The organism is Pseudomonas sp. MWU12-2345, assembly GCF_023242385.1.
Classification (GTDB): Bacteria; Pseudomonadota; Gammaproteobacteria; order Pseudomonadales; family Pseudomonadaceae; genus Aquipseudomonas; species Aquipseudomonas gingeri_D.
Genome location: NZ_JALLJA010000001.1, coordinates 189,388 through 203,076, shown reverse-complemented (window position 1 = coordinate 203,076; position 13,689 = coordinate 189,388). Strand labels below are relative to the sequence as shown.

At 59.5% G+C, this 13,689-nt stretch carries 14 protein-coding genes; 5 read left to right on the top strand and 9 right to left on the bottom strand.

Annotated elements, in window-relative coordinates; translation table 11 throughout:
• Window positions 1–11 precede the first annotated feature (11 nt).
• The 3 genes from map to M5C71_RS00950 form a co-directional block, all read right to left on the bottom strand.
• Complete coding sequence (gene map / locus M5C71_RS00960; protein ID WP_103494411.1) at window positions 12–824, bottom strand: type I methionyl aminopeptidase; 813 nt, start codon at window positions 822–824, stop codon at window positions 12–14.
• A complete protein-coding gene (locus M5C71_RS00955; RefSeq protein WP_103494412.1) occupies window positions 821–1,087 on the bottom strand; it encodes a ParD-like family protein in 267 nt (88 codons plus the stop codon). Before M5C71_RS00955 ends, map begins: the two co-directional genes overlap by 4 nt.
• A gap of 187 nt (window positions 1,088–1,274) precedes the next feature.
• A complete protein-coding gene (locus M5C71_RS00950) occupies window positions 1,275–2,159 on the bottom strand; it encodes an SDR family oxidoreductase (RefSeq protein WP_248767044.1) in 885 nt (294 codons plus the stop codon).
• A gap of 99 nt (window positions 2,160–2,258) precedes the next feature.
• Between M5C71_RS00950 and M5C71_RS00945 the strand changes: the two genes are divergently transcribed.
• Complete coding sequence (locus M5C71_RS00945; RefSeq protein ID WP_247263132.1) at window positions 2,259–3,086, top strand: helix-turn-helix transcriptional regulator; 828 nt, start codon at window positions 2,259–2,261, stop codon at window positions 3,084–3,086.
• Window positions 3,087–3,123: 37 nt separating this feature from the next.
• On the opposite strand, the gene M5C71_RS00940 is transcribed toward M5C71_RS00945, so the two are convergent.
• Entirely contained in the window at window positions 3,124–4,080 is a 957-nt protein-coding gene (locus M5C71_RS00940; protein WP_103499657.1) for a threonine dehydratase, read from the bottom strand.
• Window positions 4,081–4,185: 105 nt separating this feature from the next.
• On the opposite strand from M5C71_RS00940, the gene M5C71_RS00935 reads away from it, so the two are divergent.
• A complete protein-coding gene (locus M5C71_RS00935) occupies window positions 4,186–4,983 on the top strand; it encodes an AraC family transcriptional regulator (protein WP_103499656.1) in 798 nt (265 codons plus the stop codon).
• Window positions 4,984–4,987: 4 nt separating this feature from the next.
• Here M5C71_RS00935 and M5C71_RS00930 read toward each other — a convergent pair whose 3' ends face one another.
• Entirely contained in the window at window positions 4,988–5,734 is a 747-nt protein-coding gene (locus M5C71_RS00930) for an EcsC family protein (protein WP_103499655.1), read from the bottom strand.
• Window positions 5,735–5,844: 110 nt separating this feature from the next.
• The gene (locus M5C71_RS00925) at window positions 5,845–6,396 is read right to left on the bottom strand and encodes an acyl-CoA thioesterase (RefSeq protein WP_103499654.1); all 552 of its coding nucleotides are present in this window, start codon (window positions 6,394–6,396) and stop codon (window positions 5,845–5,847) included.
• A 107-nt stretch (window positions 6,397–6,503) separates the two neighbouring features.
• Here M5C71_RS00925 and M5C71_RS00920 point away from each other — a divergent pair, with 107 nt between their 5' ends.
• Complete coding sequence (locus tag M5C71_RS00920; protein ID WP_103499653.1) at window positions 6,504–7,484, top strand: helix-turn-helix domain-containing protein; 981 nt, start codon at window positions 6,504–6,506, stop codon at window positions 7,482–7,484.
• 150 nt (window positions 7,485–7,634) lie between these two features.
• Entirely contained in the window at window positions 7,635–8,135 is a 501-nt protein-coding gene (locus tag M5C71_RS00915; RefSeq protein ID WP_103499652.1) for a GNAT family N-acetyltransferase, read from the top strand.
• A 55-nt stretch (window positions 8,136–8,190) separates the two neighbouring features.
• Here M5C71_RS00915 and M5C71_RS00910 read toward each other — a convergent pair whose 3' ends face one another.
• The gene (locus tag M5C71_RS00910; RefSeq protein ID WP_248767043.1) at window positions 8,191–10,395 is read right to left on the bottom strand and encodes an OsmC domain/YcaO domain-containing protein; all 2,205 of its coding nucleotides are present in this window, start codon (window positions 10,393–10,395) and stop codon (window positions 8,191–8,193) included.
• A gap of 86 nt (window positions 10,396–10,481) precedes the next feature.
• Entirely contained in the window at window positions 10,482–12,059 is a 1,578-nt protein-coding gene (locus tag M5C71_RS00905) for a L,D-transpeptidase family protein (protein WP_248767042.1), read from the bottom strand.
• Window positions 12,060–12,202: 143 nt separating this feature from the next.
• Here M5C71_RS00905 and M5C71_RS00900 point away from each other — a divergent pair, with 143 nt between their 5' ends.
• A complete protein-coding gene (locus M5C71_RS00900; RefSeq protein ID WP_152739653.1) occupies window positions 12,203–12,913 on the top strand; it encodes a murein L,D-transpeptidase catalytic domain family protein in 711 nt (236 codons plus the stop codon).
• Between the two features lie 21 nt (window positions 12,914–12,934).
• On the opposite strand, the gene M5C71_RS00895 is transcribed toward M5C71_RS00900, so the two are convergent.
• Window positions 12,935–13,666, bottom strand: coding sequence for a type 1 glutamine amidotransferase (locus M5C71_RS00895; protein ID WP_248767041.1), 732 nt, complete (start codon window positions 13,664–13,666; stop codon window positions 12,935–12,937).
• Between the last annotated feature and the right edge of the window lie 23 nt (window positions 13,667–13,689).

The following is a 13,689-nucleotide window of genomic DNA, read 5'->3' as shown; positions in this document are numbered from 1 at the left end:
GCGCTGCCTGCTTACGATGACCTGATAGGCGCCTGAACAATGGCGGGATAGTCGTCGACGCTGTCAGGCCAAGGCGTCAACACCTTGAAGCCGTCATCGGTGACCGCCACCATATGTTCCCACTGGGCCGAGAGGGTCTGATCCTTGGTGACCACCGTCCAGCCATCGCTCAGGGTTTTCACATGGCGCTTGCCGGCATTGAGCATGGGTTCAATGGTGAAAATCATCCCGGCTTTCAGTGTCAGGCCCTGACCCGGATAGCCGTAATGCAGGACCTGTGGCTCATCGTGGTAGATCTTGCCGATACCATGGCCGCAGTACTCGCGCACCACACTGAAGCCGTCGCGCTCGGCAACGCTCTGAATCGCATGACCGATATCGCCCAGCGTCGCGCCGGGGCGGACCATGCGAATACCCGCGCACATGGCTTCATACGTGGTCTTGACCAGACGCCGAGCCTGCGGGCTGGGCTCACCGACGAAGTACATGCGGCTGGTGTCGCCGTACCAGCCATCCTTGACCACGGCGATATCGATATTGACGATATCGCCGTCCTTCAGCACCTTGGCCGAAGGAATGCCGTGGCAGACCACCTCGTTGACAGAGGCACACACGGTTTTCGGGAAGCCGTGGTAGCCGACATTACCGGGAATGGCCTTCTGCACATTGACGATGTAATCGTGGCAAAGCTGATCCAGCTCGTCGGTGGTAACACCCGCCTTGACGTGGGGCGTGATCATGGCCAGCACCTCGGCGGCCAGTTTGCCCGCCGCGCCGGACAGGGCTATTTCCGCCTGGGTATTGATCTTGACGTTGGTTTTCATTGCTGGGCTCCTGGTGCCGCATGGACCTGGGAGCCTTGGGAAAGATCGGCAAGCGCACACAGCTGCTTCAAATCGAGGCCGCCAGCCAGTTCGGCACGAATCAGCAAACGACTGATGTCGCGGTGATCCAGGTCGGGATACAGCTCCGCCAGCATGCCGATGCGCATCCAGTGCTCGGCCTGGGCATTGATCGAACGACTCAAGGCATCGCTGGCGACGCGCAGATGCTCATGCATACCCTCTGAAATTTTTACGATGCCCATCGACTTATCCAATATGAAATATATATGAATCGTATATTAGTCGATAACGGTGCGGGATCGCAATTTCATCGTGCGAGGTGACTGTCGCGCAGCCCATGTGTCAGTACGATCGCCCGCTCCAGGGCGCTTCCACAGGTTCCGCGACAGATCGCAAGGGGGGTAGAAAACTGCCCCCCCTGAATGGCTCTTAAAAACGTGCTTCGTCAAGATCGGCGATCAGCAGCGGCCCTGTCGGATGCCAACCCAGGCGTGCTTGTGTCTGGGCACTGGAAGCCGGCATATCCAGACTGACGAACATCTCCAGCCAGCCAAAGTGCGCCACGGCTTCCTGAGCCGTGATCGACACCACCGGTACATTCAGACCCCGGCCAATCGCCTCGGCTATTTCGCGACTGCTGACGCCTTCTTCGCCGACGGCGTGATAACGCGCCCCCGGCTCGCCTTTCTCCAGGGCCAGGCGGTATAGACGCGCGGCATCGAAGAGATGGCCCGCCGGCCAACGGTTACGGCCTTCACCCATGTACGCCGAGATGCCCTTTTCGCGCGCAACGGCAACAAGCGGTGTGATAAGGCCCTGCTTGAGTGTGTTGTGGACTTTGGGTAATCGCACCACCGACAGGTTGACGCCTGCTTCCAACAAAACATTTCCCGCCAGCTCGGACGCGACGCGTGGATTGGGATGGCTGGTATTGCAGACATCTTCGGTCGCCAGTACCCCATGTGCGGAGCTGCCCAACCCGGTCCCGGAGGTAATGACCAGGGGACGATTGGAACCCGCGAGTGCGGACCCCAGTGCCTCAATGGCACGCTTGTCCTTCTCGCAATTGGCGACAAACCTCGAGAAATCATGGTCGAAAGCCGTATGGATAACACCGTCGGCCTTCGCCGCACCGGCGCGTAGGCTCTCGGGGTCCTCCAAATCGCCGCGATGCACTTCAGCCCCTGCGTCGAGCAGTGCCTGTGCGCCCATCTCCGAACGGGCCATGCCAATGACCTCGTGCCCGGCCTTGAGCAGTTCAGGAACAATCGCCGAACCGATAAAACCGGTCGCGCCCGTCAGAAATATTCGCATAGCAGAGTCTCCTGGGTGGTTTCCCATTCACTATCGGAGCATTCTTTATCCCGTTAAAGTAGTGACGTTATCCTATTAAGATGACTAACAGGACTTCTCATGCCAGCCAATACGGGCAGCTCTCTCGGGGATTTTCTAAGAAGCCGCCGGGCACGTCTCGACCCTGCCAGCCTGGGCTATACCGGACGCAGGCGAACACCTGGTCTGCGCCGTGAAGAGGTGGCCCAGCGGGCCAATATCAGCCCGACCTGGTACACCTGGTTGGAACAAGGGCGTGGCGGCGCGCCGTCTGCCGCCGTATTGAAGCGGATCTCCAGCGCCTTGATGCTCACGCAATCGGAGCACGAGCACCTTTACATGCTGGCGCTGGGTCGGCCACCGGAAGTCCACTACACGCCTGTGGAAGGCATCAACCCCAGGCTGCAGCGCGTGCTTGATTCCCTGCCGGCCAGCCCGGCCATCATCAAGAGTGCCACTTGGGACATCATTGCCTGGAACCGGGCCGCCGCTGTCGTGCTGACGGACTACAGCACGCTGCCGGTTGGACAACGCAATATCCTGCGGTTCCTGTTCTGCGATCCGGCGGTCCGCGCCAAACAGCATGATTGGGAGAGTGTGTCGCGTTTTGTGGTCGGTGCGTTCAGAGCGGATGTGGCACGCGCCGGGTTGGTATCCGAGGTCAGCGAACTGGTGGACGAGCTTTGCACCGTCAGCCCGGAATTCGCAGCGTTATGGCGCCATCATGAAGTGCACGGTTATGCAGAGGGAGAAAGCGTAAAGCGCTTGCTGCACCCTGAACTGGGGCGCATCGAGTTGGAGCACTCGGCGTTTTCCATCGACGGTCGGCCGGATCTGGGCATGATCGTCTATACCCCAATCGACGACACCACAGCGGAAAAAATCAAGGTCCTGGTCGACCGTGCCTGAGGAGGCAGCAGTCGATCCAGGCAGCCCGGTCAGCGGCTTACCCAATCACCTTCGCATACACCGGCCGGTCGACATTCCCACCGGTCAGAATGATCCCCACCTTCTTCCCCTCCATGGCCCCACGCTCCTGCATCAACGCCGCCAGCGCCGCCGCCCCTGCCCCTTCGGCCAGGTTGTGGGTGTCGCTGTAATACACGCGCATGGCCTCGCTGACCTCCTCGTCCGTCACCGATACGATCCTCGCCGTACCCGCCGCATAAACCGCAAAGGCTTCGGGGATCGGCTTGCGCACGGCCATACCGTCGGCCAGGGTATTGGCCGACGCGGTTTCCAGTATTTTTCCGGCTTCGAAGGATAACTTCGCGGCGTCCGCTTCAGTCGATACCACGCCCACCACCTGGGTCTTGAGGCCCAGCACATCGCGGGCGGCGATCACCCCACAAACTCCCGATCCGCAACCGATGGGCACATAAACGGTGTCCAGGTCCGGTACCGCCTTGAACAACTCCAGCGCGTAAGTGGAAACCCCCTTGATCAACTCGGGATGGTACGGCGGCACCAGGTAGAGGCCTTGCGCCTCAGCCAGGCGCGCGGCCTCCTCACGGGCCTCGTCGAAATCCCAGCCAAACTCGACGACCTCGCCACCAAAGCCGCGCATGGCGTTGTTTTTCTCCACGGAATTGCCCCGCGGCACCACGATCAACGCCCTCAAGCCCAGCGCCCGGGCCGCCAGGGCGATGCTCTGGCCGTGGTTGCCGCGGGTGGCGGTGACAACGCCTCGGGTGTCCGGGTGGGTACGTTTGAGCCAGTGCATGAAGGTAATGCCGCCGCGCACCTTGAAAGCCCCGGTGGGGGTGTGGTTTTCGTGCTTGACCCAAACCGTGCACCCCAAGCGTTCGGCCAGCAATGGCCAGGCATATTGGGCGGTGGCGGGCATCACCTGGTACACCTGGCGGGCAGCGTTTTCGATGTCGTCGCGAGTCAGTCCGTGCATGGCTATTCTCTCTGAGGTTTTGCCCAGTCTAGGCAGACGCACAAGCTGCTGGCTTTCAGAAAATTGACCTGACCTTCAGGCGTGCCCTTCAGTAAGATGGAGCCTATGAATCGCCGAAACAGCTTGCCGTCACCGCCCCTGCGCGAACCGGTCCGTCGGGCCGAGGCCGGGCCGTGGGCGATCGAATTGCTACCGGCGGCCAGCTACGAAACCCGCTATATCGCAACCCAGGCCGCCGTTGGTTTTGCCTTCGACAGCCAGCGAGGCCAGCACGCAATTGGCAGCGACCGGATCCGCCCATTTGTCGCCACGCCCAACGGCCTGGCGTTCATACCACCGGGGTGTGATGTGTTTTCCGAATCGCCCAAGGGCGGTGAGTACCTGCGACTGATTCGCACCGACGGCACGCCGCTGGCGGGGGACCATGCGTTCAACAATCGCATCGATCGGCAAGCCATTGCCCTCGCCCAGCGAATGCGCAGTGCGCTGTTACGGGCCTCGGTGGAGGACGACTGGGAGACCTGGGCACTGGCCCTGGTTCAACGAGCGGCGGGAGACGATCGGTTGCCGGAACCTCTGCGGGGTTCGATGACTACCCAGCGGTTGCGCCTGCTCGATGAGTTCATTGACGCCGGGCTCGACGGGGCGTTGAGTGTGCAGGCAATGTCGGCGGTGCTGGGGTTATCCGAAGGCTACTTCATACGGGCGTTCAAGGACGCCACGGGCAAGAGCCCCCACAGCTACCTGATCGATCGACGCCTGGTCCGCGCCCGGGACCTGTTGCGCAACCCGGCAGAGCGCCTGGCGGACATCGCCCAGGCCTGCGGTTTTGCCTCCCAGGCCCATATGGCCACGGCGTTCAGGCAGCGTTTGGGCGTCAGTCCGCGAGACATGCGTGGGTGATCGGCTATCCGCGCGCTGGAAGGGACTGGTACAACTGTTGGACCGCCTCTTGTCCGTAGCGCCGCTCCAGCTTTCTGATAATGAAATGCCCGTGCGCCATGTCCTGGAAGTGGTTGATAAAGGCCAGGTTGATCAGCGCGCCGCCCACCGCGCCGATCGCCGGTATGGCCTGTGCGGCGGCCTTCTCCCCCACGTGGATGCTGAAGCGTTCGGCGATGGTGGCGATCAGCTTGAGTATCGAGCCATCCGACAGGGACTTCGCCAACGCGGCCCGCACGGTGTAATAACCGGTTTCCGAATCATCGTCCTTGGTTGATCGACCGCCGAGTGCAAAGACCGCCAGGCAAGCCTGTTTCGCTTCGTCGGTATCAATGCGCTCGTCATGGCTCCTGGCGATATCGGCAATGGAGCGCAGCATGATTGAAGTTGAGAGCGGCAACTCGACACTGAGCCCGGCAAAACCGAAAAAGCCGCCGACGCCCCCGCTGACAGCGATGCCGGTCTTGTGCCAGAGATTGGAAGGTCCCTCGCCCGGCCTATCCTTCATGGTAAACACCGCGGCATCGAGGGCCTTCACCAGTGCTGATTGAGTGATGCCGGCAATTCTTTTGGTGATGCTTTTGGGTAACTGCGCCAGTGCGACCTCGATGGGCATGCCGATAATATTCGTCAGCTTGGCGACGAAGCCGGGGTTCTCCAGCAGGTTCTTTGCACATTGCAGCTCATTTCGATCGTCTTCCGAGAAGCTCATCAATCCGTACTCGATACTGGGTTGGCAGGACAGCTACAGGACAAAAAGCTCCAGTGCATCCTTGTGGCAACGTGAGTATCAAAGTGCGGCCACCGTATGGAAAAGGCAAGTCATGATGCCATTTGCTGTTCTTCCTCTCGAATCTCGGCACTCATGTCATCACAGCAGTTGGACCAATCCGTCAGCCATCCAGGCATATCGGCCGGCTGCTCGGTCAGCCCCATCTCGCGGACGAACTCACCTGGAGCCACCGTGCCCCGGGCGGAGCGAAACAGACCGCGCATCACCACGGTACCGACCACCCGGCCCTTGCTCACGAAGCGGTGCTCCATAAAGCTCCACTTGTGGTCCCAGCCGAGAATCCTGCTGTGAATTTCAAAGGCTTCGAACAGCCGTAACTCGCGACGGAATTTGCCCCAGGTATCCCCCACGATCGGCACTGCCCGGTGACGCAAGGCGGCGCGATAGGCGCCACTGCGCAACACGAAGTCCATGCGCCCCACATCGGCCAGGTTGAAATACCGACCATTGGTGACATGCCGGTTGAGATCGAGATCAGACGGCCAGACACGCAGGCGGATGACGGTGGTGGCCAAGCCGTCAACGGGCTTGCGCCAAGGGCGACGGAACAACATGAGCAGAAGTCTGAACCACAGATTCATGAATACACCGATGTGAGGGAAAGAGCGGCGTACTTTACGGGGAGCCCGCTGGGTTACAGTAGGTGCATAAATGACTTATTTCATGCGAAAAGCGCAACTGGACCTTCATGCACATCACCCTGCTCCTGGTTGATCAATGCTCCGCCGCAAGCGCCACCCTGGCCCTTGAAGTGCTGAGTGCCGCCAACTTGTTCGCCGACAGCGCCAGCCCACCGTTCGAGGTGGTCTGTGCTTCGCTGACAGGTGCTGATGTCGCGGCATGGGGCGGGCAGAAGCTGCGGGTGGACCGGTCGATCGAGGCGATAGCCCATACCGATCTGGTACTGATCCCCGGTTTTCTTTTCACTCTGAAAGACGCCCTGCCGACCTTCGCCGATCATGGCCCATGGCTACGGCAGCAGCATGCGCAAGGGGCGGTGCTGGCGTCCATGTGCACGGCCGCCTTCATGCTGGCCGAGGCAGGGCTGCTGGACGGCATCCGGGGCACGACCCATTGGGCCTTTGCCGACCTCTTCCGTCGCCGTTACGCCAAGGTGCGCCTGGATGAAGCGCAGATGCTTTACGAGGACAATCGCTTGATCACCAGCGGCGGTGCGAGCGCCGCCATGGACCTTCTGCTGTTTCTGGTCCGGCGTTTCGCGTCGCTCGATCTGGCCCGCAAGTGCAGCAAGTATTTGCTGGTCGACAAGATACGAACCCAGCAGTCGACCTATGCCACGTGGACACCGCCAAAACTTCACGGGGATGCTGAGATACTGCGGGTTCAGAATTGGCTGGACGCGCATTTCCAGCAGCCGGTGCTGATTGACGACATCGCTCAACAATTCGCGTTTGGTGTCAGGAATTTCAAAAGGCGCTTCAAGGACGCCACGGGCTACCCGCCACTGCTCTATCTACAGACACTACGGTTGGAACGGGCAAAGCAGTTGCTCGAGTCGACTCGAATGAGCGTGGGCAGCATTACCAACGCCGTGGGTTACGAAGACAGCAACTCCTTTCGCCGGCTCTTCCAGCAGCGAGTCGGTTTGTTACCGGCCGCCTACCGGAAGCAATTTCAACCCGTTACGAACCACGCCTTCATGGAATGAGGGATCCAGGGGCCTGCTAGAAGACCGCTGAAGCGCGGCACAAACTGAGCATTGGTGTACAAAAAAGCATTGATTACTCAAGTGAGGCTGATAATACTCGGCAAGCGAAGACCCACGCCCAAGAGCATTCAAGCAAGGAGGCGCGAACCAATGCAGAGATTCAGTGTTCGCACGCTAGAAGAAACGGATATTGAAGCCTTGCTGAGATTCGAAACCCATAACCGTGAATGGTTCGAATCTCAAATTGACGCCCGTGCCCCTTCCTTCTACTCACGGCAAGGGGTTACCGATCATATTGAGCGCTATTTGTCCGACTTTGCTCTCGGTGCCTGGCATCCCTTTGTTATCGAAGAAGCCAGTGAGGGAATAGTCGGTCGAGCCAACTTGAAAAACATCAACTCACCAGAGGGTTGTGCAGAAGTCGGGTATCGGATTGATCAACGCTTTTGCGGGCAGGGACTCGCCACCCTGGCACTGCAGCATCTTATCCAGGAGGCACGGACGCACTGGAACCTTACGCAACTGCTGGCCATTGTCTACAAGAACAATATTGGCTCACAAAAAGTACTGAGCCGGTGCGGGTTTCTGCTTGAACATGAACTCGGTATGGACAAGACGAAGGATGAATATCTATTCATCCTTTCGCTCTAGAGACTGGCCGCAAAAAACAAAAAAGCACCTGAGGTGCTTTTTTGTCAGCACTATTTCAGCTGGATAACGCCGTCACCCTGGCCCGCGCCGCGTGCAGCTTTTTGTAGCTGTCGATCAGGCGCAGGTGCCGATCAAGCCCCTCCAGCTTCATGCTGGTAGGCGTCAAGCCGAAGAAGCGTACGCTACCCTCGACCGAACCGATCACGGCGTCCATCCGCGGGTTGCCAAACATCCGGCGGAAATTGACCTCGTAATCGCTCAATTCCAGCTCGTTGTCCATCTGCACCTCCAGCACCACATTCAAGGCCTGGTAGAACAACCCGCGCTCGACCGTGTTGTCGTTGAACTGCAGGAAGGTTTCCACCAGCTCTTTCGCCTCGTCAAATTGCTTCAAAGCGAGATAGATCAGCAGCTTCAACTCCAGGATCGTCAACTGACCCCAAGCCGTATTGTCGTCAAACTCGATGCCGATCAAGGTGGTGATATCGGTGTAGTCGTCCAGCTCGCTTTCTTCCAGACGCTTGACCAGGGCTTTGAGGTCGGCATCGTCGAGGCTGTGCAGATTCAGGATATCGGCGCGGAAGAACAGCGCCTTGTTGGTGTTATCCCAGATCAGATCGTCCACCGGATAAATTTCCGAGTAATTCGGTACCAGAATGCGGCAGGCCGTTGCACCGATATGCTCATACACGGCCATGTAGACCTCTTTGCCCAGGTCTTCAAGAATACCGAACAAGGTCGCGGCTTCCTCGGCATTGGAGTTTTCACCCTGGCCGGAGAAATCCCATTCAACAAATTCGAAATCCGACTTGGCACTGAAGAAACGCCACGACACCACACCGCTGGAGTCGATAAAGTGTTCCACAAAGTTGTTCGGCTCCATCACCGCGTGACTTTCAAAGGTCGGCTGGGGCAGATCGTTCAGACCTTCAAAACTGCGACCCTGCAACAGTTCCGTAAGACTGCGCTCCAGCGCCACCTCAAAGCTTGGGTGCGCCCCGAACGAGGCAAACACACCGCCAGTGCGCGGGTTCATCAGGGTGACGCACATCACCGGGAATTCCCCGCCCAGCGACGCATCCTTCACCAGCACCGGAAAGCCCTGCTCTTCCAGACCCTGGATACCGGCCAGGATACCGGGGTATTTCGCCAGGACTTCCTGTGGCACATCCGGCAGTGCGATTTCACCTTCGAGGATTTCGCGTTTTACCGCGCGCTCGAAGATTTCCGACAGGCACTGAACCTGTGCTTCGGCCAATGTATTACCGGCGCTCATGCCATTGCTGAGGAACAGGTTCTCGATCAGGTTGGACGGAAAATACACCACCTCGCCATCCGACTGACGCACATACGGCAACGAACAGATACCACGCTCTTCATTACCGGAGTTGGTATCGATCAGGTGCGAGCCACGCAACTCGCCATCGGGGTTGTAGATCGCCAGGCAATGCGGGTCGAGAATTTCAGCCGGCAGCTCATCCTTGCGGCCTGGCTTGAACCAGCGTTCGTTCGGGTAATGCACAAACGCCGCATTGGCGATGTCTTCGCCCCAGAACTGATCGTTGTAGAAGAAATTGCAATTCAGTCGCTCGATAAACTCGCCCAACGCCGAGGCCAATGCGCCTTCCTTGGTCGAGCCCTTGCCATTGGTAAAACACATCGGCGAATGCGCATCGCGGATATGCAGCGACCACACATTGGGAACAATATTGCGCCACGAAGCGATTTCAATCTTCATGCCCAGGCCGGCCAGAATGCCCGACATATTGGCGATGGTTTGTTCCAGCGGCAGATCCTTGCCGGCAATATAGGTAGCGGCGTCCGAAACCGGGCCCAGCATCAGCAATGCCTGGGCATCGGCATCCAGGTTTTCCACTTCCTCGATCACAAACTCAGGCCCGGTTTGCACGACCTTCTTTACCGTGCAACGGTCGATGGAACGCAAAATGCCCTGGCGGTCCTTGGCGGAGATATCCGCCGGCAACTCGACCTGAATCTTGAAAATCTGGTTGTAGCGGTTTTCCGGATCAACAATATTGTTCTGCGAAAGACGGATATTGTCGGTGGGAATATTGCGGGTTTCGCAGTACAACTTCACAAAGTAAGCCGCACACAACGCCGACGAAGCCAGAAAATAATCGAACGGGCCGGGGGCCGATCCATCGCCCTTATAGCGAATAGGTTGATCGGCCACCACCGTGAAGTCATCGAATTTGGCTTCAAGCCGAAGGTTGTCGAGAAAATTGACCTTGATTTCCATGCGGGATTACCAAAATAACGAGACAAATAATTGGCCGCCATTATCCGGTTTTTCAGTTGGAAGTCTTGTGCTTTCAATCGCCGCACTCAATGACTCGACGCACCTCCCAAGGCCTTCAACAGTACCGGATCATGTCCATAGATATCCGGGGCATAGAGCAAGGTTCCGTCACCAGCGACTTGCACCGTCCAATAACCGAGCAGGATCGGCACCGGCGCGACCAGCCTGAATTCATGGGTGGTGCCGCTGGCCAGCAACTCCTCGGTCCGTGCACGCTCGGCCGGGGTCAGCAGCAGGTCCCGCAGGTGCATCGGCTGCTCGACCCGCACACAACCCGAGCTGAAAGCCCGCGGCCCCTTGGCAAATAGCGGCTGGCTGGGGGTGTCGTGCAGATACACCGAAAAGGGATTGGGGAACCGCAGGACGATCTTGCCCAGCGGGTTCCGTGGGCCGGCCTCCTGGCGCAGCATGATATTGCCGGGCCGTTCCCAGTCGATGGCGTCCGCCGCCAGGGGATTGCCTGCACTGTCCAGGATCTGCAGGTTCTGCTGGCTCAGGTAGGTCGGATCCTGACGGATAGCCGGCAGCTTGTCCTCACGCATGATGGTCGGCGGCACGGTCCAGGTCGGGTTCAGGGTCAGCCGGGTGACCCGGGATTTCAATAGCGGTGTCTGCCGATCGGCACGTCCTACCTGAAGGCGTGTCTGCCACACCGGCGCGCCGTCGTGATAGACACTCAACCGGGCCGCCGCGACATTGACCAGCACCCCCTCTGGCTCCAGATCCGGTGCCAGCCAACGAAAGCGTTCAAGGTTGATGCGCAGCTGCTCGCGCCGTAGCGCCGGGCTGATATTCAGCTCGGTCAGGGTGCCTGGCCCGATCACCCCATCCCCCTGTAGCGAATGGCTCAGTTGGAAGTGCTTGACCGCGCTGCTCAGTTCCTCGCCGTAGGTTTTATCAGGACCGCCGGGCAGGCTTTCCAGATAGCCCTCGGCGAGCATTCGCTGCGCCAGTGCGGGTACCCGCGCGTCCTCCATGCCGGGACGCAGCAAGGTACCACCGGCGATCGCTTGCCAATGGGCCAATGGCTGCAGGCGCTGCGCCGCGTAGACCCGCCGCAGGCTGCGGTACAACTCGATATTCGGCCGCGCCTGATCAAAAGCCTGGGCCATATCCTGCAGCCCCGTCGCCGCCAGCGTCAGGACCTCGGCGTCGACGTCCCGGGTCGACGGCTGTGCATGCCAGAGCGGCTCGAAGCGCGCTTGCTGCAAACGACCGTAACGCAGGTCCTGCAAGGCTTGCAGATACTGCCGGCTGATTTCGACATCGGTACACAGCGCGTTGCCGGCTCCCGTGCCCTGGGGCAACGGGTAACGTGCTGGGTCCAGGCCGTCATCGGCCAACAACGGCAACTGCGCCTGCAAGGCCGACAGACGCCCGCTGACGGACCAGACAGGTGCATCATTCTGCGACTGGTAAAACGCCTGCAAACGCTGCTGCGCCGTCGCGTCCAACTGTGCGACCAGGCCCGGGCACTCGGTCGACAACTGCGTCAGGAACGACGGCAAAGGCATGGGCGGATCGGTGAGCAGGTCTTCTGCTGTCGCGACCAGTGGTGCCACGAGCAGGTAAATGCTCAAGTAATATGCGTGTTTTTTGAACAACGGCTTGACTCCAATCCACGGTCGTCGCATTGATAGTTCACAGCTGCAACAGAAGCGAAAAACCTTCAGGCAGCCTGTGACCACGCTGCCCGAAGACCGTTGGGAGGCGCGAGCCTGGATTGACGGCTGAGGCACTCTTCAACATGCTGACTTCTTGCTCCCGACTCTGCCTGATTATTCTGACCCTGGCTGCCCCCTGCAGTTCTGCCCTGGCCGCAAAGGGCCATGAACCGACGCTGTACCGCAGACTCGCCCACGCCGCGCCGGAACTCAACCCCCTGGTTCTGAAAAACGCCCTGAGCGCAATGCAATGTGCCATCAACAGCGGCCTCGAACAATCCGAGCGCCTGGCGGTGATCGACTACTCGCAACCCTCGACCAAGCGGCGCCTGTGGATCTTCGACCTGCGCAAGAAGACCCTGGTGCTGCGCGACCTGGTCGCCCATGGACAAAAATCCGGAGAGAACTTCGCCACCCAATTTTCCAATCAGGTGGGCAGTTATCAATCCAGCCTGGGCCTGTTCCGCACCCAGGAAAGTTACGAGGGCACCCATGGTTATTCCCTGCGCATGGACGGCCTGGAGCCCGGTTTCAATGACCGCGCCCGCGACCGTGACATCGTGATTCATGCAGCCGACTACGTGAGCCCCCTGTGGAGCAAGCGCGAAGGCCGTCTCGGCCGCAGCCAGGGCTGCCCCGCCGTCCGCCCGCAAGTGGCGCGGCAGGTGGTCGACAAACTCAAGGACGGCCAGTTCATGTTTGTCTGGTACCCCGACAAGCACTGGCTGAAATCCTCGGCCTATCTCAACTGCAAACCCCAGCAGATGGCCAGTGCCACAGTCCCCGGCGGTTGATCCCCAGGGGAAACAGCACCTCTACCTCGGATGGTCTTGGCGCAGCCTGTACTGCGCCACCAGCTTGTCCAGAAACCCAAAGAGTTTCTGGTTCATTTTCCCATAGTCATTGGCCCGAAGGGCTGCCGGTTGCTGGACGAAACGGCGGTCAGTGGCCTCCACGAGTTCGCTCTCCGACGCGGCAATAAGCCGCTCCACCACATCGAGGGTGAACTCCATATGGCATTGAAAGCCATACACGAGCGGACCGTATTCAACGATCTGCCGTGGGCAGCCTTCGCTATAGGCCAGGATCTTTGCGCTCTCGGTGAGACCGGGCATATCGTTGTGCCAATGCCCGACTTCCAGGGCATCGCCGAAATGAGCGACCTTGTCGTTGCCCTTCCCCGCCTCGGTGAGGGTAATCGGGTACTTGCCGATCTCTTTCTCGGGGCTGTGACCGAACCTGGCCCCCAGGGCCTCACCGAGCAGTTGGGCACCGAGGCAGACACCCACCACGGCCTTTTGCGCCGTGACGGCTTTGGCGATCAGCGCACATTCGGCGGCGGCGTCGAAGTGCGGACACTCTTCCCGGGTGGTGGCCGGTGACTGAGGACCGCCCAGCACCACCAGCAGATCGATGTTATCCACGTCCGGGAAAGCATGACGCTCATAAACCCGCGAGTAGCTTGCCTCATAGCCGCGTTCTTCAACCCAGGCCTCGTAGGCACCCGGCGACTCGAAGGCTTCGTGAACGACGAAATGGACTTTCATTGGAATTCCTCTGGTGACAGTCC